Annotated in this window: 22 protein-coding genes and 2 pseudogenes; 14 read left to right on the forward strand and 10 right to left on the reverse strand. The window is 62.7% G+C overall.

Annotation, left to right across the window (positions count from 1 at the left end):
• Positions 1-5 precede the first annotated feature (5 nt).
• From lpxC to P3R82_RS14230, 9 genes and pseudogenes are all read left to right on the forward strand, one after another.
• Positions 6-962: a UDP-3-O-acyl-N-acetylglucosamine deacetylase gene (gene lpxC, locus P3R82_RS14190; RefSeq protein WP_183899112.1), complete on the forward strand. Its 957-nt coding sequence runs from the start codon at positions 6-8 to the stop codon at positions 960-962.
• 271 nt (positions 963-1233) lie between these two features.
• The gene (locus P3R82_RS14195) at positions 1234-2100 is read left to right on the forward strand and encodes an outer membrane protein assembly factor BamD (RefSeq protein ID WP_283194310.1); all 867 of its coding nucleotides are present in this window, start codon (positions 1234-1236) and stop codon (positions 2098-2100) included.
• A 5-nt stretch (positions 2101-2105) separates the two neighbouring features.
• A pseudogene (gene recN / locus P3R82_RS14200) lies at positions 2106-3780 on the forward strand (DNA repair protein RecN).
• 185 nt (positions 3781-3965) lie between these two features.
• Entirely contained in the window at positions 3966-6128 is a 2163-nt protein-coding gene (gene ligA / locus P3R82_RS14205; RefSeq protein ID WP_283194311.1) for an NAD-dependent DNA ligase LigA, read from the forward strand.
• A gap of 46 nt (positions 6129-6174) precedes the next feature.
• On the forward strand, positions 6175-6474 hold the full coding sequence (locus P3R82_RS14210) for a type II toxin-antitoxin system HigB family toxin (RefSeq protein WP_283196344.1): 300 nt from the start codon (positions 6175-6177) through the stop codon (positions 6472-6474).
• Positions 6471-6851 carry a helix-turn-helix domain-containing protein gene (locus P3R82_RS14215; protein WP_283194312.1) on the forward strand — a complete coding sequence of 127 codons (381 nt, stop codon included), beginning with the start codon at positions 6471-6473 and terminating at the stop codon, positions 6849-6851. Before P3R82_RS14210 ends, P3R82_RS14215 begins: the two co-directional genes overlap by 4 nt.
• Positions 6852-6941: 90 nt before the next feature.
• On the forward strand, positions 6942-7532 hold the full coding sequence (locus tag P3R82_RS14220) for a 3'-5' exonuclease (RefSeq protein ID WP_183899107.1): 591 nt from the start codon (positions 6942-6944) through the stop codon (positions 7530-7532).
• Positions 7533-7677: 145 nt separating this feature from the next.
• Positions 7678-8172 (forward strand): CreA family protein, encoded by a 495-nt coding sequence (locus P3R82_RS14225; protein ID WP_183899106.1) that lies wholly within the window; start codon positions 7678-7680, stop codon positions 8170-8172.
• Positions 8173-8288: 116 nt separating this feature from the next.
• The gene (locus P3R82_RS14230; RefSeq protein WP_283194313.1) at positions 8289-9158 is read left to right on the forward strand and encodes an aldose 1-epimerase family protein; all 870 of its coding nucleotides are present in this window, start codon (positions 8289-8291) and stop codon (positions 9156-9158) included.
• 90 nt (positions 9159-9248) lie between these two features.
• Here P3R82_RS14230 and P3R82_RS14235 read toward each other — a convergent pair whose 3' ends face one another.
• Entirely contained in the window at positions 9249-9719 is a 471-nt protein-coding gene (locus P3R82_RS14235; RefSeq protein ID WP_183899104.1) for a chemotaxis protein CheW, read from the reverse strand.
• Between the two features lie 2 nt (positions 9720-9721).
• Positions 9722-10018: pseudogene (locus P3R82_RS14240) on the reverse strand (methyl-accepting chemotaxis protein); the annotation flags it as partial.
• A gap of 167 nt (positions 10019-10185) precedes the next feature.
• Here P3R82_RS14240 and P3R82_RS14245 point away from each other — a divergent pair.
• The 3 genes from P3R82_RS14245 to P3R82_RS14255 are packed head-to-tail and all read left to right on the forward strand — an operon-like array spanning position 10186 to position 12811.
• Entirely contained in the window at positions 10186-10788 is a 603-nt protein-coding gene (locus tag P3R82_RS14245) for an SCO family protein (RefSeq protein WP_183899103.1), read from the forward strand.
• Positions 10789-10792: 4 nt separating this feature from the next.
• Positions 10793-11917 carry an NAD(P)/FAD-dependent oxidoreductase gene (locus P3R82_RS14250; protein WP_283194314.1) on the forward strand — a complete coding sequence of 375 codons (1125 nt, stop codon included), beginning with the start codon at positions 10793-10795 and terminating at the stop codon, positions 11915-11917.
• A gap of 15 nt (positions 11918-11932) precedes the next feature.
• Positions 11933-12811, forward strand: coding sequence for a 50S ribosomal protein L11 methyltransferase (locus P3R82_RS14255; RefSeq protein WP_283194315.1), 879 nt, complete (start codon positions 11933-11935; stop codon positions 12809-12811).
• A gap of 233 nt (positions 12812-13044) precedes the next feature.
• Here P3R82_RS14255 and P3R82_RS14260 read toward each other — a convergent pair whose 3' ends face one another.
• Positions 13045-13194: a hypothetical protein gene (locus P3R82_RS14260; protein ID WP_283194316.1), complete on the reverse strand. Its 150-nt coding sequence runs from the start codon at positions 13192-13194 to the stop codon at positions 13045-13047.
• 285 nt (positions 13195-13479) lie between these two features.
• Between P3R82_RS14260 and P3R82_RS14265 the strand changes: the two genes are divergently transcribed.
• On the forward strand, positions 13480-15315 hold the full coding sequence (locus P3R82_RS14265; protein ID WP_283194317.1) for an aminopeptidase P family protein: 1836 nt from the start codon (positions 13480-13482) through the stop codon (positions 15313-15315).
• Between the two features lie 46 nt (positions 15316-15361).
• Here the strand turns inward: P3R82_RS14265 and P3R82_RS14270 are convergent, their stop codons facing one another.
• Positions 15362-15670: an AzlD domain-containing protein gene (locus P3R82_RS14270; RefSeq protein WP_283194318.1), complete on the reverse strand. Its 309-nt coding sequence runs from the start codon at positions 15668-15670 to the stop codon at positions 15362-15364.
• Between the two features lies 1 nt (position 15671).
• Entirely contained in the window at positions 15672-16388 is a 717-nt protein-coding gene (locus tag P3R82_RS14275; RefSeq protein WP_283194319.1) for an AzlC family ABC transporter permease, read from the reverse strand.
• 142 nt (positions 16389-16530) lie between these two features.
• Here P3R82_RS14275 and P3R82_RS14280 point away from each other — a divergent pair, with 142 nt between their 5' ends.
• Complete coding sequence (locus tag P3R82_RS14280; RefSeq protein WP_183899096.1) at positions 16531-16779, forward strand: DUF2164 domain-containing protein; 249 nt, start codon at positions 16531-16533, stop codon at positions 16777-16779.
• Positions 16780-16877: 98 nt separating this feature from the next.
• On the opposite strand, the gene pncA is transcribed toward P3R82_RS14280, so the two are convergent.
• From pncA to P3R82_RS14305, 5 genes are all read right to left on the reverse strand, one after another.
• On the reverse strand, positions 16878-17504 hold the full coding sequence (gene pncA, locus P3R82_RS14285) for a bifunctional nicotinamidase/pyrazinamidase (RefSeq protein WP_283194320.1): 627 nt from the start codon (positions 17502-17504) through the stop codon (positions 16878-16880).
• Positions 17505-17607: 103 nt separating this feature from the next.
• Positions 17608-18906, reverse strand: a complete 1299-nt coding sequence (locus P3R82_RS14290) for a sugar MFS transporter (protein ID WP_283194321.1) — start codon at positions 18904-18906, stop codon at positions 17608-17610.
• Between the two features lie 960 nt (positions 18907-19866).
• Positions 19867-20616: an isoprenylcysteine carboxylmethyltransferase family protein gene (locus tag P3R82_RS14295; RefSeq protein WP_283194322.1), complete on the reverse strand. Its 750-nt coding sequence runs from the start codon at positions 20614-20616 to the stop codon at positions 19867-19869.
• An 11-nt stretch (positions 20617-20627) separates the two neighbouring features.
• A complete protein-coding gene (cmoA, locus tag P3R82_RS14300; protein WP_283194323.1) occupies positions 20628-21383 on the reverse strand; it encodes a carboxy-S-adenosyl-L-methionine synthase CmoA in 756 nt (251 codons plus the stop codon).
• 588 nt (positions 21384-21971) lie between these two features.
• Positions 21972-22490 (reverse strand): hypothetical protein, encoded by a 519-nt coding sequence (locus P3R82_RS14305; protein WP_349294070.1) that lies wholly within the window; start codon positions 22488-22490, stop codon positions 21972-21974.
• Between the last annotated feature and the right edge of the window lie 177 nt (positions 22491-22667).

Here is a 22667-nt window from a genome sequence, read left to right on the forward strand (position 1 = left end):
GATTAATGGTTATTGGCATGTTGGGTTTTCAAACGACGGTATCGCGCCCGGTCACCCTTTCGGGGATCGGCGTTCATTCGGGTGCCGACGTTTCGATTACCTTCAACCCAGCAGAAGCCGACACTGGTGTCGTATTCAATCGCATGCATGACAACGGCGAAGTCACCGAGCTTCGCGCTGTTTCCTCCCAGGTTGGCAATACCGACCTGTGCACCGTTCTCGGCTTTTCCCCGGCGCGCTCCGTCGCGACGGTCGAACATGTGATGGCCGCGGTCTACGCGCTTGGCCTCGACAACGTCGTCATCGAAGTCGACGGCGCCGAAATGCCGATCATGGACGGCAGCTCGATGCCGTTCATCGAAGCGATCGAGCAGGTGGGTCTGGTATCCCTCGGCGTCAAGCGCCGCTACATTCGCATTACCAAGCCGGTTCGCATCGAGCACGGCGGTTCGTGGAGCGAGTTTCGCCCCTATGACGGCATGCGCTTCGAGGTCGAGATCGATTTCGACACGCCGCTGATCGGCCGCCAGAAGTGGGAAGGCGACATGACCGCCGCCACCTTCAAGTCGGAACTGTCGCGCGCCCGCACCTTCGGCTTCATGCGTGACGTGGAGCGTCTGTGGGCTTCGGGCCACGCGCTCGGTTCGTCGCTGGAAAACTCGGTCGTCATCTCCGACGACCACACGGTCATCAACGTCGAGGGCCTGCGCTACGCCAAGGACGAGTTCGTGCGTCACAAGACGCTCGACGCCGTCGGCGACCTGGCGCTTGCCGGTGCTCCCTTCATCGGCTGCTATCGCTCCTATCGCGGCGGCCACAAGATGAACGCCAACGCGCTGAAGGCGCTGCTCAGCGATTCCAGCGCCTATGAAGTCGTCGAGACCTCGGCACCGCGCCAGCGCGTCGCGCCGCGCGATTTCATCCGCGTCAACGCTCCTGAATTTGCTCCCTGGTCGGCTTGACCTCCGTCGCATTCCTTAGGCCAGGGCCGCCTCCTTCGGGAGGCGGTTTCTTTGTGCAGCAGGCAGCCGTGATTCCCGATAGAGCTTTCGCGGCAGGTATTTAGCCGTGCAAAGTCGGGGATTATCCGGAGAAAACAGACGATTATGGGCAGGGCCGCCACAAAAATGCGTTAATGCATCATCAATGCGTTGCTCTGGCCATGCATTTGTGGCTAGAAACGCCTGCGAGGCGTGGCTGCCGTTGAGGGATGGCGGCTTTTGGGATGTTCCGATGGGTTATGCAGGGTCTGAAAGTATGATGAAGACAGCGCGTGCTTTGTTCGCATCGCTCCTGGTGCTGAGCGCAAGTGCCTTGATTTCCGGATGCCAGTCGGACCCCGATATCGATATCAGCAAGCTCGGCCTGCAGAGCGATCCGCCTGATGTTCTCTACAGTCAGGGTCTGGCCAACATGAAGGCCGGAAACATGGCGGAAGCCGCGCGCAAGTTCGATTCGATCGACCGCGACAACCCGTTCTCGGAATGGGCCCGCAAGGGTCTGGTGATGAGCACCTTCGTGAAGTATCGGCAGGGCCGCCTCGACGAAGCGCTGGCCTCGGGCAACCGCTACATGGCGCAGTATCCGAAGTCGAAGGACGCCGCCTACGTGCAGTACCTGATCGGCCTCAGCTATTCCAAGCAGATCGTCGACGTGACCCAGGACCAGCGCGCCGCGTCGCGAACCATCGACGCCATGCAGGCCGTGATCGACAACTATCCCGATTCCGAATATGTCGACGACGCGCAGGCGAAGATCCGCTTCGCGCGTGACCAGCTGGCCGGCAAGGAAATGCAGATCGGCCGCTACTACATGGAGCGCAAGGAATACCTTGCCGCCATCTCGCGCTTCCGCATCGTCGTCGAGAAGTATCCGAACACGAACCAGATCGAGGAAGCGCTCGCCCGCCTGGTCGAAGCCTATTACGCGATGGGTATCGCGGAAGAGGCCCAGACGGCCGCCGCCGTTCTCGGCCGCAACTATCCCGACAGCCAGTGGTACGCGGATTCCTACAAGCTGCTGAAGAGCAACGGCGCGGAGCCGCGTGAGAATCAGGGCTCGTGGATTTCGCAAGCCGGCAAGAAACTCCTCGGTACCTAAAGCCGATGCTGATCCAGCTTTCGATCCGCGATATCGTCCTGATCGAGCGGCTGGATCTTGCCTTCGAGGCCGGTCTTTCCGTTCTGACGGGTGAGACCGGCGCCGGCAAATCCATCCTGCTCGACAGCCTGTCGCTCGCCCTTGGCGGGCGCGGCGATGGCGGTCTTGTCCGTCACGGCGAGGACAAGGGGCAGGTGACCGCCGTCTTCGACGTCGGCCCCGACCACCGGGCGCGAGCGCTGTTGCGCGACAACGGCATCGACGATGATGGCGACCTGATCTTCCGCCGCGTGCAGAGCGCCGACGGCCGCACCAAGGCCTATGTCAACGACCAGCCGCTCAGCGTGCAGCTGATGCGCCAGGCCGGACAGATGCTGGTCGAGATCCACGGACAGCACGACGACCGCGCGCTGGTCGACACCCACGCCCACCGTATCCTGCTCGACGCATTCGCCGGCATCGCCGACGAGGTGGCCGGCGTTTCGCAGCTCTATCGCGTCTGGCGCGACAGCGAGCGGACGCTGAAGAAGCACCGCGAGAAGGTCGAGGCGGCCGCGCGCGAGGCGGATTACATCCGCTCGTCGGTGGAAGAGCTCGACAAGCTCGCGCCGCAGGACGGCGAGGAGGACGAGCTCGCCGAACGCCGCCAGAAGATGATGAAGGCGGAGCGAGATCGCCGGCGATATCGCCGAGGCCTCCGAATTCCTCAACGGCAATGCCTCGCCCGTGCCCCATATCGCCTCGCTGGTGCGCCGTCTGGAGCGCAAGAGCCATGAGGCGCCGGGGCTGCTGGAGGATACCGTGGCGCTGCTCGACGCGGCACTGGACCAGCTGTCAAACGCGCAGATGGAAGTCGAAGCCGCACTGCGCAAGACGGAATACGATCCCAAGGAACTGGAGCGCGTCGAGGAGCGGCTTTTCGCGCTGCGCGGCGCCTCGCGCAAATATTCGGTGCCGGTGACCGAGCTGCCGGCGCTGGCGATCCGCATGAGCAACGACCTTGCCGATCTCGATGCCGGCGAGGAGAAGCTTGCCAGGCTCGAGGCCGAGGTCGGCGTCGCGAAAGTCGCTTACGATGCGGCGGCGCAGGTGGTTTCGGCCAAGCGTCACCAGGCGGGCGAAGCGCTCGCCGAAGCCGTGATGGCGGAGCTGCCGGCGCTGAAGCTCGAGCGCGCCCGCTTCATGGTGGAGATCGCCTCCAATCCCGAGGAAGCTGCGGCCGAGGGGATCGACGTCGTCGAATTCCACGTCCAGACCAATCCGGGCACGCGCCCGGGCTCGATCATGAAGGTGGCGTCGGGCGGCGAGCTCTCGCGCTTTCTTCTGGCGCTCAAGGTGGCGCTTGCCGATCGCGGCTCGGCGCCGACGCTGGTCTTCGACGAAATCGACACGGGCGTCGGGGGCGCTGTCGCCGATGCGATCGGCCAGCGGCTGAAGCGGCTGTCGGCCAAGGTTCAGGTTCTCTCCGTCACCCACGCGCCGCAGGTGGCGGCACGGGCGGCGACGCATCTCCTGATCTCCAAGGGACCGGCTTCCGAGGGATCCGAAAAGATCGCCACCCGCGTGGCGACGATGGAGCCGCACGACCGTACCGAAGAGATCGCCCGCATGCTGGCCGGCGCTTCGGTGACGGAAGAGGCGAGGGCGGCCGCCAAACGGCTGTTGACGGCGGGCGAGTAAGCACCGATTTGCCGCGACCCTGATGCAGGGATATAGGACGTCGTAGCGGCTGGAGTGGCGGCCGTGACGATCCGTCCAGTCGATCATCGGCACGATCTGTAAGCAGCTGCTGACAATTGCAATGCGGCGCTTTTTCCTCGGCGAGAATTGCTCTAGAAAACGACTCCTCAAAGGGAGTCCCTGCCATGTCCGCCGCCAACCAAACGCCCGTCGAAACCCTGAGCGAAGAACAGGCCGCCGCCGAGCTTGCCTTTCTGGCGGCCGAGATCGCCGGCAATGACGAGCTCTATCACGGCAAGGACCAGCCGGCGATTTCGGACGCCGAATACGACGCGTTGAAGCGGCGCAACGATGCGATCGAACAGCGCTTTCCCGAACTCGTCCGCGACGACAGCCCGTCGCGCCGTGTCGGCGCGGCACCGCTGCCGACCTTCGCGCCGATCACCCATTCGCGGCCGATGCTGTCGCTCGACAACACGTTTTCCGACGAGGACGTGCAGGATTTCATCGGCTCGGTCTATCGTTTCCTCGGGCAATTGCCCGACGGCTCCATCGCGTTCACCGCCGAGCCGAAGATCGACGGCCTGTCGATGTCGATCCGCTACGAGAACCGCAAGCTGGTGAGCGCCGCGACCCGCGGCGACGGCACGACGGGCGAGAACGTCACCGCCAATGTCAGGACGATCAAGCAGATCCCGAAGACGCTGCCCGCGGATGCGCCCGATATCGTCGAGGTGCGCGGCGAGGTCTACATGGCCAAGAGCGACTTCCTTGACCTCAACGCGCAGATGGAGGCCGAGGGCAAGCAGACCTATGTGAACCCGCGCAACACGGCGGCGGGGTCGCTGCGCCAGCTCGACGCCAAGGTGACGGAGAGCCGCAAGCTGCGCTTCTTCGCCTATGCCTGGGGGGAGATCTCCGAAATGCCCTCGGATACGCAGATGGGCATGGTCGAAACCTTCGGCAAATGGGGTTTTCCCGTCAATCCGCTGATGAAGCGGCTTTGCAATATCGAGGATATCCTCGGCCACTACCGCGAGATCGGCTTGCAGCGCCCCGATCTCGACTACGATATCGACGGCGTCGTCTACAAGGTCGATCGGCTCGACCTGCAGCAGCGCCTCGGCTTCCGCTCGCGCAGCCCGCGCTGGGCGACCGCGCACAAGTTCCCGGCCGAGCAGGCGTTCACGACGGTCGAGAACATCGACATCCAGGTCGGCCGCACCGGCGCGCTGACACCCGTGGCGCGGCTGACGCCCGTCACCGTCGGCGGCGTCGTCGTCACCAATGCGACGCTGCACAACGAGGATTACATCAAGGGCATCGGCAATTCCGGCGAGCGCATCCGCGAGGACGATCACGATATCCGCATCGGCGACACCGTCATCGTGCAGCGGGCGGGTGACGTCATTCCGCAGGTGCTCGACGTGGTGATGGAGAAGCGGCCGGCGGGGGCGGAGGCCTATGTGTTTCCGAAGACGTGTCCGGTTTGCGGGTCGCATGCTGTACGCGAGCGCAACGAGAAGACCGGCAAGCTCGATTCCGTCACCCGCTGCACGGGCGGCTTCGTCTGCCGCGCGCAGGCGACCGAGCACCTCAAGCATTTCGTCTCGCGCAATGCCTTCGACATCGAGGGTTTTGGCACCAAGCAGGTCGATTTCTTCTTCGAGAGCGAGGACGAGGCGCTGAAGATCCGCACGGCGCCCGATATCTTCACGCTGAAGAAGCGGCAGGAGGCGTCGACGCTGACCAAGCTCGAGAATATCGACGGATTCGGCAAGGTGAGCGTCAGGAAGCTGTTCGACGCCATCGACGAGCGTCGCTCGATCGCGCTCAACCGCTTCATCTACGCGCTTGGAATCCGACATGTCGGCGAGACCACCGCCAAGCTGCTCGCCCGCCACTATGGCACCTACGAGGCTTTCGAGACCGCGATGAAAGAGGCCTCGTCACTGGCTGGTGACGCGTGGCAGGACCTGAACAATGTCGAGGGCATCGGCGAGATCGTCGCCCGCGCCATCGTCGAGTTCTACAAGGAACCGCGCAATCTCGATGTCGTCGACCGTCTGCTGCGGGAGGTGACGCCACAGGCCGCCGAGCAGATCGCGGCCTCCGACAGCCCCGTCGCCGGCAAGACCGTCGTCTTTACCGGCAGCCTGGAGAAATTCACCCGCGACGAAGCCAAGGCGCGCGCCGAAAGCCTCGGCGCCAAGGTGGCCGGCTCGGTGTCCAAGAAGACCGACATCCTCGTCGCCGGCCCCGGCGCCGGATCGAAGCTCGACAAGGCGAAAGAACTCGGCGTCCAGACGATGGACGAGGACGAGTGGCTGGCGTTGATTAGCGGGTGAGAATGGGAATGTTGACGTGTTCCCGAATTGGGAATATCCTCTTCATGTGCAGGTGATCACCAAGTCCACGCTTCGTATCTTTTGGGAGCGCCACCCGCAGGCGAGAATTCCCCTGGGCGTGTGGCACGCGACCGTCAGCAAGGCCCAATGGTCGGGGCCGTCCGATATCAAGACGATGTTCGGAGCGAATGTCGACTTTGTTGGCGACAACAGGGTGATCTTCGACATCGGTGGCAACAAGTATCGGCTGGTCGTCCATGTCGCCTATGCCCACAAGCGGGTGCTGGTGAAATTCGTCGGCACGCATGCCGAGTACGACAGGATCAATCCGGAGACGATACGATGAGCGCTATCAGACCCATTAGAAACGAGGCGGATCTTGCCTGGGCGACGGCTGAGATCGGACCTTATTTCGACAGCCCGCCCGCGGCAGGAACGCCGGACGCGGATCGTTTCGATATCCTGGCCGATCTTATAGAAGCCTATGAGAACCGGAATTTCCCAGTGCTGGATCTTCCGCCGATCGATTTTCTGCAGGCTTTCATGGAGATGACGGGGCGCGATCAGGCTGATCTCGCCGAAGTTCTCGGCTCTCGTTCCCGGGCGTCGGAAATCCTCAATCGCAAGCGCGCGCTGACCGTCGAGATGATCTTCAAGCTCAATCAGGCTTGGGGTGTGCCATCGGAGAACCTAGCTCGTCCGTATGCTCTCGCCGTCGCCTAATCGGGGCGCTGTGGGCGAATAGCTGCCGTCATTTGCCTCGTCGACCGGCTGTCGATATGCCTGATACAGACCAAAGAATCGGACATCCCCTTGAAGACCATCGCCATCGATTTCGAAACCGCCAACGAGCAGCGCGGCAGCGCCTGTTCGGTCGGGCTTGCCTGGATCGAGGATGGCGTGGTGACGCGGGTGGAGGAGCGGTTGATCCGTCCTCGGGAGATGCGGTTTTCGGGCATGAACATCGCCATCCACGGCATCCGGCCCGAGCATGTCGAGGACGCGCCGGAATTCCCTGAAGTGATGGACGAGTTCGTCGACGACTTCCGTGGCGCGACGATGATTGCGCACAATGCTTCCTTCGACTTCAGCGTCTGGCGCGCCTGCCTGGATGGATACCGGCAGGCCTATCCGGAGCTCACCTATCTCTGCAGCCTGAAGATGTCGCAGCGGATCTGGCCGCATTTCCTCTCACACCGGCTGAATATCCTGGCCGAGCACCTCGGGCTGCGCTTCGCGCACCACAATGCCGCCGAGGATGCCGCCGTGTGCGCGCAGGCGGCGATCGCCATGGCGCGGCATGTGGGGGCGACAGCCGTGCATGCGATCCCTCAGTTTATCGGCATGAAACCGGGACGGCTGACATCGCGCGGCTACGAGCCCTGCACCTGCCGCAAGGGCTAGCAGCGCGGGCGTCCTGCTTGATGGTGCGCCGGCATGTGGCGCTCCGCTTCATAGGTCAATTCACGGGCAGGGGTTTCTTGCCTTGCGGCAAGCCCCGCCTATCTTAGCTCGCGCTACATCGAAACGCCGCAGGGGGATTACCGCCATGTCCAGATATCGCAATCTCGTGTTCTCCGCAGCCGTTCTCGCAGGCGTCTGCGCCGGCACTGCGTCGGCGGAGACCGTCGGCAAGGTGGGTGTCGACTGGATCGGCAACGATATCCTCGTCGATGCGGTGGCCGATCCCGAGGTGAAGGGCGTCACCTGCCATGTGAGCTATTTCGACCGCAGCGTGATTGATCGCGTCAAGAACGGCAACTGGTTCGAGGACCCCTCCAACAGCGCGATTTCCTGCCTGCAGACGGGGCCGATCGAGATCGGTGATATCGACCTCTCGAAGGGCGGTGACGAGGTGTTCAAGTCGGGCCTCTCGCTGGTCTGGAAGAAGCTCGTCGTCACCCGCATCTACGACAAGCAGAACGACACGCTGATCTATCTGGCGCATTCGCGCGAACTCACCAACGGATCGGCGAAGATGGCGATCTCCACCGTGTCGCTCTACGGGCAGACGGTGAGCTGGAAGAATGGCAAGCCGCAGTAAGGCGGGCTCCGCGCGCGACTTTCGGCGATGCCGCATTCGTCTTTAATCGCCATATGGCAATCGCCCGACGGCGCGGGTAAGGTCCGCGCCGGAGATCAAATGCAAGAGGACCGAGGATGGCGAGCAGCACGCGGATAGCAAACGAATTTCTGAGCGTCGACGTATCGTCGCTGGGTGCCGAGATGCAGGCGCTTCGTACAGGCGACGGCCGTTCGCTGTTGTGGAATGGCGACGCGGCCTTCTGGGGCGGGCGGTCGCCGATCCTGTTTCCGATCGTCGGCAAGGCGCCCGACGACAAGGTCGAGATCGAGGGCAATAGCTATCCGATGAACCAGCATGGCTTTGCCCGGCGCTCCGAGTTCGCGCTTGCCGCGTCCAGCGATACGATGTGCCGCTACGAACTTTCGGCGTCCGAGGCGACGAAGGCGGCCTATCCGTTCGATTTCGTGCTTGAAGTGGAGCACCGTATCGAGGGCCGGACTTTGACGGTGGCCGCCGAGGTGACCAATCGCGACCGGCGGCCGATGCCTTTCGGGCTCGGCTTCCACCCGGCTTTCGTGTGGCCGCTGCCGGGGGGCGAGGGGGGCGATCATGTGATCACGCTCGATAACGAAGCCGAGCCCGCGCTCATCCGCCTGTCCGGCGGGCTGCTGTCGTTTGAAAGGCATCCGTCGCCGTTCAAGGGCGGGCGGCTGGTGCTCGATCATGCGATGTTCGATGAGGACGCGATGATCTTTCCGGAGGGGGCGGGCGAGGGGCTGCGCTATCGTGCCGAGGGTGGACCGACCCTGCACTTCACCTTCGACAACCTGCCCAATCTGGCGCTCTGGCAGAAGCCCGGCGCTCCCTTCATCTGCATCGAGCCCTGGCATGGCATGGCGGCCGAGAATGGCGGCTCGAAGGAACTTGCAGAGCGTCCCTACAGCCGGACGCTCGCGGCGGGCAAGACGGCGCGCTTCGCGTTTTCCGTCGAGGTCACGGGTTAGGTTTTGCGAGCGGCATTGCTTGCTTCAAATGAAAACAGCCCGCGACGGATGCCGTCGCGGGCTGTTTTGCATTGAAGCGTTTGATCTGGCTCAGGCGGCTTCGCGGGCCAGTTCGTCGGCGATGACGGTGTCGAGGTTGAGGAAGCAGACCATGGTCTTTTCCAGGGCCACGATGCCGCGGCAGAAGGCGCGCTGCTCTTCCGGAATGATCTCCGGTGCCGGCTGCAGGTCTTCGCTCTTGATGGTCATCATGTCGGAAACCTGCTCGACCAGAAGGCCGACCAGCTTGCCGGCGATGTCGGTGACGATGATGGCGGAGCGCTCGGAAGGCTCGGTCATCTTCATGCCGAGGCGGCAGGCCATGTCGATGACGGGGATGACGGCGCCGCGCAGGTTGATCAGGCCGAGAACGTAGGGCGGTGTGTGTGGCATCGGCGTCACCGGCGCCCAGCCGCGGATTTCGCGGATCGCCATGATGTCGATGCAGAATTCCTGCTCGCCGAGATGGAAGGACACGATCTCCAGATGAGAACCGGCCTGATTGATGACAGTGCTATTCATGATCAAAATTCTTCCCAGTTGTCTCCGGCCGGAGCGGCCATGGCTCGTGCGACGCTGCCGCCGCTGAATGCGCCCGCGACGTGGCGGTGAAGCCGCATGCGGAAAATGATGTCGGATGCGAGGCTGCTGATGCTTCCCGCGGCGTGTGACGGGCATTCATGCCCTCGCCGATCTTGAACGTCTCGTCGTGTCGATCCCGCCGCGCCCTGCGCCCAAAAGTCCGGGCGAGTCGTCGCTGTATCGATCTCGTTCAGTTGTTTCGATTGTTCGCGTGGAGAGGTTACGATTGATTTAACATGGCGCGAGATCGCCGCAATATTGGCCGACGTTTCGCCGATTGACGTCTTTGCGCGGCAGGGGTGAGGCAATTCATCACGGCTCGAACAGCGGTTGTTGAATTGCGCGGTTGGATGCGACGCGATATCAGGCGAAAAAAGGGATCATTTTCGGGGCGAGGATTCTATCGATGAAAACAGTGCGTATCGCGGTCTGGGTTGCCGTGTTCCTGATGGCCGGCATTCTGGGATGGCTTACATTGAACGTGACGAAGACCAACGAGGCCGCCCCCGACGGACCGTTCGGCGTGCCGTTCACGCTTGTGGCGCAGGATGGAAAGCCGATCACCGAACAGGCGTTTCGCGGCAAGCCGTCCGCCATATTCTTCGGCTTCACCAGCTGCCCCGAGGTCTGCCCGACGACCCTTTACGAACTCGATGGCTGGATGAGCAAGGTCGATCCCAACGGCGACAAGCTGCAGGCCTATTTCGTCAGCGTCGATCCGGAGCGCGATACGCCCGAGGTGATGAACCAGTACGTGTCGAATGTCTCCAAGCGGATCGTCGGCATTTCGGGCGCGCCCGACAAGGTGGCCGAGATGGTCAAGGGGTACCGCGTCTACGCCAAGAAGGTGCCCGTCGACGAAAACAATCCGAACGGCGACTACACGATGGATCACACGGCGTCGGTGTTCCTGCTCGATTCCACCGGCCGCTTCGCCGGCACGATCGCCTATGGCGAAAATTCCGATACGGCGGTAAAAAAGCTGGAGAACCTCGCCAAAAAGGGATGACGTCATGGCGCCGGGGCATCGCAGCATTCTGATTGCAGGCGCCGGCACCACCGGTCTCACCGTAGCCCTCGAACTCGCCAGACGCGGCTTTCGGCCACGCGTCGTCGATAACGACGTCGGTCCCGTTCCGCTTGCCGAAAGCCGGGCGCTCGGCGTCAACGCGCGGACGCTGACGCTGCTCGGTCCGTCGCGGGTGACGGATGCCATCCTGCAGGAGGCACAGCAGATCGCGCAGTTTCGCGCGACGTCCGAGGGGCGCCGGCTGGCGACGGTCGACACGACCAAGGTGCCGGGTCGGTTCAGCGCCATTTATGCGCTGGCGCAGGGGCACACCGAACGACTGCTGCTCAGCAAGCTCGACGATTACGAGGTCGATCCCGAATGGCAGACCGCGATCGAGAAGGTATCCGGTGATCTCAAGCCCGTCGTCACGCTGCGCAAGCCTGACGGTACGGTCGAGACCGCCACGTTCGATATCCTCATCGGTGCGGACGGCGCGCATTCCATGGTCCGCGAGGCTGTCGGCATCGGCTTTCCGGGCGAGGCGCTGGAGAGCAGCTTCTATCTCGCCGACTTTCGCTACAAGAAGGAAATCGATCCGCATTTCATCGAGATGCAACTGGTCGATCCCGGCATGATCGGCCGGATTCCGGTCGAGCGCGATGTGCTGCGGTTCATTTCGACGCTGCCGGATTTCGAGACGAGGATCGTCCATCCCGGGCCGGTGGCGGAGCGTCTCTGGGCCTCGGAGTTTCGCATCCATTTCCGGCATGTCGAGGAGATGGTCAGGGGCAACGTATTTCTCGCCGGCGATGCGGCGCATATCCATTCGCCGGCCGGCGCGCGCGGCATGAATCTGGGGATCGAGGATGCCTGCTGGCTCGCCTATCTGATTTCCGAGGGGCGTGAGGCCGAGTACAGCCGGCTGCGGCTGCCGGCGGTCAAGACGGTGCTGAAGCAGACACGGCAGCTGACGATGCTGATCGCGATGCGCAATCGACTGGCTATTTCGATCCGGAACCTTGCGGTGCCGGTGCTTTTTAGACTACCTGCATTCCAACGAAGATTGCTGAACGGCGTTGCGGGATACGACACGCCGCCGCCGCCGTGGATCGACGGCGCGTTGTAACGGGAAAGACCGACCTTGAGTGAAATCCGCCTCTATGTGACGACGACAGAAGTGCTGGCCGGGGAAGTGCTCGACCTTTTGTCCGAGGTGTTCGGCGAAGAAGACTTCGCCATCGCCACCACCGAAATCGACGAGAAGAAGGACATATGGGAAGCCTCCGTCTACATGATGCTGGCCGACGAGGATGACGTCCGCGTCCGGGTCGAGGCGGCGCTTTCCGAAGCGTTTCCGGATATGGCTGTCGAGCGCGAGGTCATTCCCGATGTCGACTGGGTGGCGAAGTCGCTCGAGGGGCTGAAGCCCGTGCGGGCAGGGCGCTTCCTGGTGCATGGATCGCACGACCGCGACAAGGTGCGCTCCGGCGATATCGCCATCGAGATCGATGCCGGGCAGGCCTTCGGGACCGGTCACCATGGCACGACGGCGGGTTGCCTCGAGGTCATCGACCGCGTCGTTCGCTCGCGCCGGGTCCGCAACGCGCTCGATCTCGGCACGGGAAGCGGCGTGCTGGCGATCGCGGTGCGCAAGCTGAAGAACATTCCGGTTCTGGCCACCGACATCGATCCGATCGCCACCCGTGTCGCGGCCGAGAACGTGCGCCGCAACGGCATCGCGTCGGGTATCGTCACGGAGACGGCGCCGGGGTTTCATTCGACGGCGTTTTCGAACCATGGTCCGTTCGACCTCATCATCGCCAACATCCTGGCGCGGCCGCTGATCAAGATGGCGCCGCAGCTCGTCACGCATCTGGCGCCGGGCGGGTCGGTGATCCTTTCCGGCATCCTGGCGGCGCAGCGCTGGAAGGTTCTGGCGGCCTATAATGGCGCGCATCTGAGGCATGTGCGCACGATCTGGCGCAATGGCTGGGTGACGATCCATCTCGATCGGCCCTGAGGCCAGATCCCGTTCTCATGAAAAAAAGCCCCGAGCGCCTGATGGCTTCGGGGCTTTCGCATTTCAATCGCGTTGCATCGCGACAAAAAGAAAAGGCGGCGCCAATGGCACCGCCTTGCGACCGGTTTCCCGATCATGTCCGCGAGCTTGATGAGGAGGAGTGCTCGAGCAGACGTCTACTTATTCTGATCGCCGTTCCGGTGAGGGAGGAGGAGAGCGGAGCGGCGCGTTGCTCAGAATGCGTAGCTTCTTGCGGCGGCGCCCAGAATGGTGCGCGGGCCTTCGTTCAGCGGGCGACGAGCGCCGATGACATGACGGACGGTCTGGCGCTCGCCAGCCTGCAACGGGCTGCTGTAAGCGGAGCGCGACAGAGAGGCAGTCATTTCAAAAATCCTTTTGTTTGCGGTTCGCTTCGAACCATTCGATGGGCGCCTTATAACCGATTGAAAAAATTGAGGCAGACGGTTTGTTTCATGGGAGCCATGCAGCCAATGCATAAAGCGTGCCAATCCGGTGAATTGCGCCTCATTTCCGCCCAAATATTACGCGGCTTTCGATCATCGGCGAGACGCGGTTTTTCTCCCGTTCGCGTGAAATTCCGATAACATAACGGCATTCCGCTTGCCGGATTCGTATTGAATGGCGGACCAAACATCAGGTTTTTGAGCATGTACCAGTCTTTCGAAGTCACCTCCACGCCACAATTCGGCCGCGATCGCACCTCCGCGCTGCGTGCAAGTTTCGACGATCTCGATATTGACGCCTTTCTTGTCCCCAGGGCGGACGAGTTCAACGGCGAATATGTGCCGGCCTGTTCCGAGCGACTGGCGTGGCTGACGGGCTTTACCGGCTCGGCCGGCATGGCGCTGGTGACGCGCACGCAGGCGATCGTGTTCGTCGACGGCCGCTATGTGACGCAGCTCGCCGAGCAGGTGGACGGTTCGGTGTTTACGGGCGGCGATCTCGTCAACGAGCCGCCGCATCTGTGGCTCGGCAATCACGGCGCCAAGGGCGTGCGGCTCGGGATCGATCCGTGGCTGCATTCGGGCGCCGAGGTCAAGCGGCTCGAGAAGGCGCTGGACGCGATCGGCGGTTCGCTGGTCATCCTTCCCCACAATCCGCTCGACCGGCTCTGGGCCGACCGGCCGCAGGAGCCGCTGGGGGCCGTTGCGATCCAGAACGTGGCGCAGGCGGGTGTCCTCGCCGATGAGAAGATCGCCAAGATCGCGGCCGATCTCGCCGCCAAGGACATCAAGGCGGTTCTGATCGCCGATCCGTCGTCGGTCGCCTGGATCTTCAACATTCGCGGCGCCGACGTGCCGCACACGCCGCATCCGCTGGCGCGCGCCATCATCCATGCGGACGGCAAGGCCGACCTGTTTCTCGACAAGCGCAAGACCGGGATCGAGCAGGAGGCCTATCTGGCGCAGATGTGCGCGCAGCTGCCGCCATCGGCGCTAGAGGAAAAGCTTTCGGCGGTCTCCAGGGACGGCGGCCGGGTGCTCGTCGACCCCGATCTCACGTCTCACGGGCTCGCCAGCATCATCCGCGCGGCCGGTGGTGTCGTGGTCGAGGGCAACGATCCGGCGAAGCTGCCGCGTGCGGTGAAGAACAGCGTCGAGATCAACGGCTCGGCGGCGGCGCATCTGCAGGATGGCGCGGCGATGGTCGAGTTCCTGTGCTGGCTGGCGCGGACAAAGCCCGGCACGGTGACCGAGATCGAGGTCGCCGAGAAGCTCGAGGCGGCGCGCGCCAAGGTCGGGCAGAGCATGCAGAACCCGCTGAAGGACATTTCCTTCGACACGATCTCCGGTGCGGGACCGCACGCGGCGATCATGCATTACCGGGTGACGACCGAGAGCAATCGCAAGCTCGAGGCGGGTGAACTTTTCCTGATCGATTCCGGCGCGCAATACATCAACGGCACCACCGACATTACCCGCACGGTGGGCGTCGGGACGGTCTCGGAAGAGCAGAAGCGGTTCTTCACGCTGGTCTTGAAGGGGATGATCCAGATCAGCACGGCGCGGTTCCCGAAGGGAACGCGCGGCTGCGATCTCGATCCGTTGGCGCGCATCGCGCTGTGGCGGGCAGGGGCTGATTTCGGCCATGGCACGGGTCACGGCGTCGGCTCGTATCTCTCGGTTCACGAGGGACCGCAGCGGATCTCCAGGATGTCGACGCAGGAGCTTCTGCCGGGAATGATCCTTTCCAACGAGCCGGGCTACTACCGGCCGGGCGCGTTCGGGATCCGCATCGAGAACCTGATCTACGTGCGCGATGCCGAGCCCGTCGAGGGCGGCGACATGCCGGTGCTGAGCTTCGAGACGCTGACCTTCTGCCCGATCGACCGCAGCCTCGTCATTGCCGAGCTTCTGACCCATGACGAACTGCACTGGTTCAACGACTATCACGTGAAGACGCGTGAAGCGCTGATGCCGCTGATCCATGATCACGAGGTCAAGGCGTGGCTGGAGAATGCGACGCTGCCGTTGGAATATTGAGACTATCGAACTGCTAAGGCCGGCGGCCGTCTGATCGGCCGCCGCGTCAGCCGGCGATCGTGTGGCGCCAGGCCATGACAACCGCCCAGGCGGCGACCAGCATCCATGTATGCGAGACGCGCAGGCCGACCACAAGGGCGACGACCAGCGCCAGCTTGGTATCCCAGCCGCCGGTGAAGAAGGCGGGGGCGACGAGCGTGGTCAAGACCGCTGCCGGCACGGCGGCAAGGGCTGCTTCCATGCGCGGCGGGATGCGCTTCATCGTGGTGATCAGGATATAGCCGCCGATGCGCGTCGCATAGGTGGCGACGGCGGCCGCCAGGATGACCAGCAGCATGTGGGAATCGATGGTCACGTCACACCTCGTGCAGATCGGATTCGAGTTCCTGCGCGGTCGGCGGCGGCGGGAACAGGGCGGCAAGCAGGATACCGGCGGCGGCACCGAGGCTCACATGCCAGGGCGAGCCGACATAGCGATAGGCGACGACCGATGCGACGGCGCTGACCGCGGCAACGGGGAGGAAGTTGTTGCGGTGGCGGAAATCCAGCACGATGCCGAGGAAATAGGCCGGCAGCAGGATATCGAGGCCGATCGACTTCGGATCGCCGATATAGCGGCCGAGCGTGCCGCCGATCAGGCTGACGATCGTCCAGGGAATATAGATGATGAGGCCGAAGCCGAGATACCAGGCGAAGGTCACCGACTTGCCGGCCTCGCCGCGCTTGACCGTTTCGGCGAATTGCGGATCGACTAGCAGGAAGAAGGTGAAGAACTTCTGCAGCTTGGTGAAATGCTTGATGTAGGGCGCGATCGCCGCCGAATAGAGCACGTGGCGGAAGTTGACGGCGAGGATGGAGGCGACGATCAGCCAGGCCTGGACGTCGTTGCCAAAAAGCTCGAGGCCAACCATCTGGCTGGCGCCGGCATAGACCGTCGCGCTCATGAAGGTAAGCTCGAACAGCGACATGCCCTTGTCGGCGGCCAGGGCGCCGAACAGCGCGCCAAACGGGGCGGACGCCAGCGCGATGGGGAAGCCGCCGCGCAGGCCGTCGGTAAAACTCGCGCGTGACATCGGCGATCATCCTCCTGGAATTTGGAACCGCTCTAAGGGGAGGCGGCTGCGGCTGCAAGCGAATTTCCTTGATTGATCGATCGATTTCGCTGAACGGTGCGGGGTAGCCGCGACGTGTCGATGTGAAGCCAATGAGGGGACGATGAAGCCGATCGAATTTTCCAAGGACGAGAAGGCGGCGCTGATTGGCCGCATCCAGCACCATTTCGACCGCGAGCTCGACCAGCCGATCGGCCTTCTGAAGGCCGAGCTGGTGCTTGATTTCTTCGCCAAGGAGGTGGGGGCCGCCTATTACCGGCAAGGCATCGACGACGCGCAGGCGGCGCTGGCGCGGCGCATCGACGACTTTTCCGACGACGTCTATCAGCTGCAGCGCGATGCAGGCGATTAGAGCCTTTCCGCGTTTCCTCGAAACGCAAAAATGCTCTATCTATTTGTTATTACGCAATTCCGGACGCAAAACCGCGCTACACTTTTGCTGGAATTGCTCTAGTCGCCGATCAGCTGCTCGCTGGTGACGATGTCGATGCCGCTGTCGCGCATCTCCCTGATCGCGGCGGCCACGCCTTCCGGCGTGATGCCGCGGCTGGCGTCCTCGATGAAGCGCAGCTTGACGCCGGGGAGCATTTCGAGCGCATCGAGCGCCGAGAACTTGACGCAGTAGTCGGTCGCCAACCCGCATAGGTCGAGTTCGGTGACGCCCTGTTCCCTGAGGTAATCGGCAAGGCCGGTGATGGCGTGCTGATCGTTGTCGCGGAAGGCGGAGTAGCTGTCGACGTGATGTTTCTCGCCCTTCTGGAAGATCACGTCGATCTCGGGCACCCTGAGTTCGGGATGCAGCTCGGCGTCCCTCGTGCCCTGGACGCAATGGTCCGGCCACATCATCTGCGGCTTGCCTGACAGTTCGTGCAGTTCGAAGGGCTGTTTGCCGGGATGGGCGGAAGCGAAGCTGCCGTGGCCTTCCGGATGCCAGTCCTGCGAGGCGACGATCAGATCATACCGGCCGCTCGCGATCAGCCGGTTGGCGACCGGCACCACCTTGTCGCCATCGGGAACGGCAAGGTTGCCGCCGGGGCAGAACCCGTTCTGGATGTCGATCAGTAACAAGGCCTTCATCGGCAGTTTCTCCACCTATTGTTGCACGGCAACATGCCAAGCCGGATCGGCCGACGCAAGGGTGGAAGCACCCCGCCGTCAAGGCGGGGTGCGATTTTATCGGTCAGGCGTGACGGGCGATCTGATGCGCCATCGGGCGATGACCCTTCAGGCCGTAGAAGACGATATATGCGTAACATATGATCGGCATCAGGAAGGCGAGATGGATGCCGATCGTATCGGCGAGAACGCCCTGGATGACGGGAAGAATGGCGCCGCCGACGATGGCCAGGCACAGGATGCCGGAGCCCTGGCTGGTGAACTTGCCGAGGCCGTAGAGACCGAGCGAGAAGATCGTCGGGAACATGATCGAGTTGAACAGGCCGATGGCGAGGATCGACCACATGGCGACGTGACCGGTGGTAAACACGGTGACGAGCAACAGGACGATGACGGCCGCCGCGTTGAAGGCCAGCGCCTTGCCGTCGTCGACATAGCGCATGGCGACGGCGCCGATGAAGCGGCCGACCATGGCGCCGCCCCAGAAATAGGAGACGTAATGGGCGGCGTCGGCCTCGGAGAAGCCGGCGATCTCGGGCTGGCTCATGAAGTTGACGAGGAAGCTGCCGATGCTGACCTCGGCGCCGACATAGACGAAGATGCCGACCGCGCCGAGGACGAGGTGGCGGAACTGCCAGGCCGAGCCACCGCCGACGATCGGCTCGATCTCCTCATCGCCCTCGACCTGCGGCAGCTTGAGGGCCGCGAAGACGGCGGCGAGCACCAGAAAGGCGGCTGCAAGCAGCATGTAGGGGAACTTCACGGCACCGGCTTCGGCGATCTTGATCGCATCGAGCTGCTCCGGTGTGGCGCCGGCGACAGCCGCCGTCGTCGCCGACAGGATCAGAAGGGCGCCGAACATCGGGGCGAGCGTCGTGCCGAGCGCGTTGAAGGCCTGGGTCATGGTCAGGCGGCTGGCGGCGGTATCCGGCGGGCCTAGCACGGTGACATAGGGGTTGGCGGCGACCTGAAGCAGCGTGACGCCGCTCGCGAGCACGAAGAGCGCGCCCAGGAACAGGCCGTAGACGCGGTAGCTGGCGGCCGGAACGAAGAGCGCGCAGCCGATGGCGGCGACGACCAGGCCGAGCACGATGCCCCACTTGTAGCCGATGCGCCTGACGATCGCGCCTGAGGGCAGGGAGGCGATGAAATAGGCACCGAAGAAGCACAGCTGAATGAGCATCGATTGCGTGTAGTTCAGCTGGAAGACGTTCTTCAGATGCGGGACGAGGATGTCGTTCAGGCAGGTGATGAAACCCCACATGAAGAACAGCGATGTCAGGGCGATAAGCGCGAATTTATAATTGGCTGCCGGGGACGACGACGACGTCGTCGCGGCATTGCTAGTTGTGATACTGGCCACGGTATGAATCTCCTGTTGTGGACGCCGGGTATTTTCCTTTGAAAGCCGTTGTCAAAACGGGCCGGCGGCGGCTCGGCGGGGCGCTTGGGGGGAAGCGTGCAGCAAGCCGCAATGTCTCATATATGCTCAATTCGGAGATTTCGATAGGATTCAAAGTATTTTGTTGTGCTTTGCGGTAAAATGTTTCGCGCTTGCGAGATGATGGGTGGGGAGAGGGTGTTTTTTGGGGTGGGTGTGGGTGGAAGACCCTCTCTGCCTGCCGGCATCTCCCCCACAAGGGGGGAGAACGCTGGGGGCGGCCGCTCGCTCCACATTTGCTGTCTGGGCGAGCGCTAACCACGAGTTTTCTCCCCCCTTGTGGGGGAGATGGCCGGCAGGCCAGAGAGGGCGTTAAATGGCAGAACGCCAACCATCATCCCACCCACCAGGCACGCCAAAACCGCGCGCGAAGCAAAGCCTCGCGACGGTCGGCGTCATGAAACGGGAAGGGCAGGCGGGTTGTTGTCGGTGGTATGGATGTCAGGCTGTCCGCCTGCCCGATCACCTCGGTTTCCGGTTCGCCCGACCCGACAGGAGCGTCTCTCGGATCGGTCTTGCCGGTGGATCATCGGCCCTGACGGCGTTCGATCCCCTTGGCAACCATCACCACACGCCGGATTTCGAGCGGCTGAGCATCCGGTTCGCGACCCGGCTCCCAGTGCGGTGACGAGGGGAGTATGGCGTGGCGGCGAGGGGCGGGGATGAGAAATGTGTGGCGCTGGTGATAGGGTGTTGAGCGGGTTGGCGGATTTGTTTCGTGGGGTGGGTGATCGTGCCCGTGGGGTCGGGTGGTGGTATGGGGCCGAGCCACGTGTCTCGACCCGCGCCCACAAGGGGGAGATGTCCGGGAGCGCAGAGGGGCGCGGCGAAACCTTGCCAGAGGCAAGCTGCGGCGCGCCCGCTTGGCGTCGTCGCCGGCCCTCAGTGCGCCGTTGTCATGTCATCGAACACGCCGAGCTTCTTCAGCGAGCTGGTCAGTCCCGTGAAGGCAAGAACGGCAACGAGAATCGCCCCTAGCACAACCGCGTAGGAGATCTCCTGCTCGGTGATCGAGTCGGCGGCAAGCCTGTAGAACTCCGTTGCCACGACCGCGATCAGCGTCGACGACATCGTCGAATAGTCCTTGGCGATCACCCTTTTCCAGTTGAACGCCATTCCCTCCGTCGAGGAAGCGAACGCGCTGAGCTTGAGGCCCCACCTCGGGACATTCCGGCAATAGTCGCGGTAGCCCTGGCCGAACTTGTCGGCGAGGAATTCCTCTTCGGCGTAGATGATCGACTGGTAGATGAAGGCGAACACCAGGCACCCGACGACGACGACCAGCGGATTTCCGTGGAACAGGAAAAGTCCCGAGTAGACGAGCATGTTGCCGACGTAGAGGGGATTGCGGCAGACCCCGAACATGCCTTCCGTGACAAGGTCCTTGGCATAGACGCGTTTGTTCAGACCGCCGCGCTTGATGTAGGCATAGCCGATGACGGTCGCGCGAAGGACGAGGCCCGACACTATGACGACCAGCGCCACGACGTCCTTCCACCGCTCGAGTTCCGTACTCCCGAATATCGACACCGTCGGTGGCGCGGCGACGAACAGGGCGACGATGATCAGCGGGAAAGCCTGGTTTCGATACTTGAAAAAGAAGGTCCCCACCTTCAGCATCAGATTCTTCATGTCATTCAGTCTCACTTGATCGCGACAATGCCGCAGAAATTATACCAGCGGAAGAACACCTCCGTGCTCTTGAAACCCGCTTCGCGCAGCAGCTGGATGTTTTCCTCGAGGCGGTAGGGAATGAGGACATTTTCCAGCGCTTCGCGCTTTTTCGATATCTCGATGGACGAGTAGCCGTTGCGCCGCTTGAATTCATAATAGTGGTCGATGAAGAGGCGGTTGAACGTCGTGTCCTCGCTGGTCAGCTTCTCGATCAGCAGCAGGCAGCCGTCGTCGTTGAGCCCGTCGTAGATCGTCTTCATCACGCGTTCGCGAAAGAGCGGGCGGACGAACTGAAGCGTCAGCAGCATCGTCACGACACTGGCGTTGTCGATGGTGAAGCCGCGGTGAAGGTCGGCGGTGACGAGGTCGATCGAACGGTTCGTGCCGGATTCCTCGATTTTCTCCGCGGCCTTCTTGAGCATCTCCGGCGCATTGTCGATACCGACGAAATCGACATGATTGTCGACAATGTGATCAAGGGTCAGGAGTGTCGTGGCCGTCGAGCAACCGATGTCGTAGAGCTTCGACTGCGGCTGGGCGAAGTCCCGCGCCAGCTCGCAAACCATGCGCTGCATCTCTCCGTAAAACGGGACGGATCGGCTGACCATGTCGTCGAACACACTTGCCACGGTCGAGTTGAAGGAAAAGTCCGCGACCGCATCGTGTTCGTCGGCGAACACCTGGTCACGCAAATTGGTATGAAGGACAAGACGGTTATCTGTCATATCCGCTCCTATAAGTAATGATAATAAGTCTACCTTCCCCAATGCACCCGGCGGGCGACGTAGCCACAGAACCCTTACTCCAACCTGAAAGCTCCAAGGCCCGCGCCGATGGGAAACGAAGCCGTATCGAGGCAACAAGCCAGCCTCAAGGATGCCAGCGGGTTAGCGCGGAACCCTCCGGAATGGCCGGAAACTCCGCCTTCCCGGAGAATGAACGGCTGCCGATAGGCGGGGATTATCAAGGAGGCGGGAAACAGCCTTCGCGGGAAGCGCCGGTGACGCTCACGACAACGTGTTCGCCGAAACGACCGGCGATCTCTTCAAGGCCGAGGTCATTTACCGCCTCGCGTTGGCCTTACGGGATCGCGAAACGCGCTTCGGCTAGATGCGCCTCGCGCACCAGCTTTCTCATCAGTTCTTCGGAGAGCTTGCGGTTCTTCGCCAGGCGGAAGAACCCGGCACGTTCAACCTTGACGCCGGCGAGCCGGAGCTTGCGTTCGATCGAGGCCGTTTGGGCTTTGCCGGCGGCGCCAAATCGCCAGCCGGTCAGCCGTTTTGCACGCTGCCGCCAGCGGCAGGCGCGGAGCCCTAGGTGTTCTGATAGGCGAGAATGACAGTCTGCAGGTCGGCGAGGACCGGAGCGTCAGCAGGATAGCTGCCGGGCCGTTCAACGGCCGACGGATCGGCAAATAGCTCGCTCGCGGTCGGTCTGCGATCCGCGTTGCTATCCATCAGGGCGAGGATGCCCTTCGGGCTGTTGCCGCTCACGGCGCCATCGTTGCCGGAGGTGTCGCTCGCCTCGCTCGACTGCTGCAGTTGCAGCATCAGCGAGAGAATATCGGCGGCGATCTTCTGGGTGATGCTGGCGCTGTCGGCGGTGCTGTTTGCCGTCGATGCCTTGGTCGCCGTCGCGCCTGAATTGTTCGTGGTGTTGGCGGCGGACAGTTCCTCGGCCGAAACGATGCCATCGCCGTTCTTGTCGAGGCCGGAAATATACGGGCGCTGCCGCCCAAAGACGATACGCTGGTCACCTGAATCTCCCTTGCGAACCCGCCGTCCTTCTCGGGCGGCTGCAGACGGGCTAAGGTGATTTGCGGCCGCCGTCAAAAGGCGAATGTTGTGATGAATTTCACCCGATTGACCGCTGTCGGCGGCACGGATTAAGATTGTGTTTACGCTATGTATGACCGATCTGCCGACGTGGCGATGTCGGCTTGGCGATCTTGGCCGCTCTTGCCGTCTTCGGGGATTTCTGCGTTTCTTTCGGGAGAAGATCAGCCGAAA

Source organism: Rhizobium sp. AN80A, assembly GCF_030053015.1.
GTDB classification, from domain to species: Bacteria; Pseudomonadota; Alphaproteobacteria; order Rhizobiales; family Rhizobiaceae; genus Rhizobium; species Rhizobium metallidurans.

Bases quoted from the DNA above. Each gene is read 5' to 3' on its own strand.
- lpxC (WP_183899112.1), top strand. From the start codon at position 6: ATGGTTATTGGCATGTTGGGTTTTCAAACGACGGTATCGCGCCCGGTC.
- P3R82_RS14195 (WP_283194310.1), top strand. From the start codon at position 1,234: ATGGGTTATGCAGGGTCTGAAAGTATGATGAAGACAGCGCGTGCTTTG.
- ligA (WP_283194311.1), top strand. From the start codon at position 3,966: ATGTCCGCCGCCAACCAAACGCCCGTCGAAACCCTGAGCGAAGAACAG.
- P3R82_RS14215 (WP_283194312.1), top strand. From the start codon at position 6,471: ATGAGCGCTATCAGACCCATTAGAAACGAGGCGGATCTTGCCTGGGCG.
- P3R82_RS14225 (WP_183899106.1), top strand. From the start codon at position 7,678: ATGTCCAGATATCGCAATCTCGTGTTCTCCGCAGCCGTTCTCGCAGGC.
- P3R82_RS14230 (WP_283194313.1), top strand. From the start codon at position 8,289: ATGGCGAGCAGCACGCGGATAGCAAACGAATTTCTGAGCGTCGACGTA.
- P3R82_RS14235 (WP_183899104.1), bottom strand. From the start codon at position 9,719: ATGAATAGCACTGTCATCAATCAGGCCGGTTCTCATCTGGAGATCGTG.
- P3R82_RS14245 (WP_183899103.1), top strand. From the start codon at position 10,186: ATGAAAACAGTGCGTATCGCGGTCTGGGTTGCCGTGTTCCTGATGGCC.
- P3R82_RS14250 (WP_283194314.1), top strand. From the start codon at position 10,793: ATGGCGCCGGGGCATCGCAGCATTCTGATTGCAGGCGCCGGCACCACC.
- P3R82_RS14260 (WP_283194316.1), bottom strand. From the start codon at position 13,194: ATGACTGCCTCTCTGTCGCGCTCCGCTTACAGCAGCCCGTTGCAGGCT.
- P3R82_RS14265 (WP_283194317.1), top strand. From the start codon at position 13,480: ATGTACCAGTCTTTCGAAGTCACCTCCACGCCACAATTCGGCCGCGAT.
- P3R82_RS14275 (WP_283194319.1), bottom strand. From the start codon at position 16,388: ATGTCACGCGCGAGTTTTACCGACGGCCTGCGCGGCGGCTTCCCCATC.
- P3R82_RS14280 (WP_183899096.1), top strand. From the start codon at position 16,531: ATGAAGCCGATCGAATTTTCCAAGGACGAGAAGGCGGCGCTGATTGGC.
- pncA (WP_283194320.1), bottom strand. From the start codon at position 17,504: ATGAAGGCCTTGTTACTGATCGACATCCAGAACGGGTTCTGCCCCGGC.
- P3R82_RS14295 (WP_283194322.1), bottom strand. From the start codon at position 20,616: ATGAAGAATCTGATGCTGAAGGTGGGGACCTTCTTTTTCAAGTATCGA.
- cmoA (WP_283194323.1), bottom strand. From the start codon at position 21,383: ATGACAGATAACCGTCTTGTCCTTCATACCAATTTGCGTGACCAGGTG.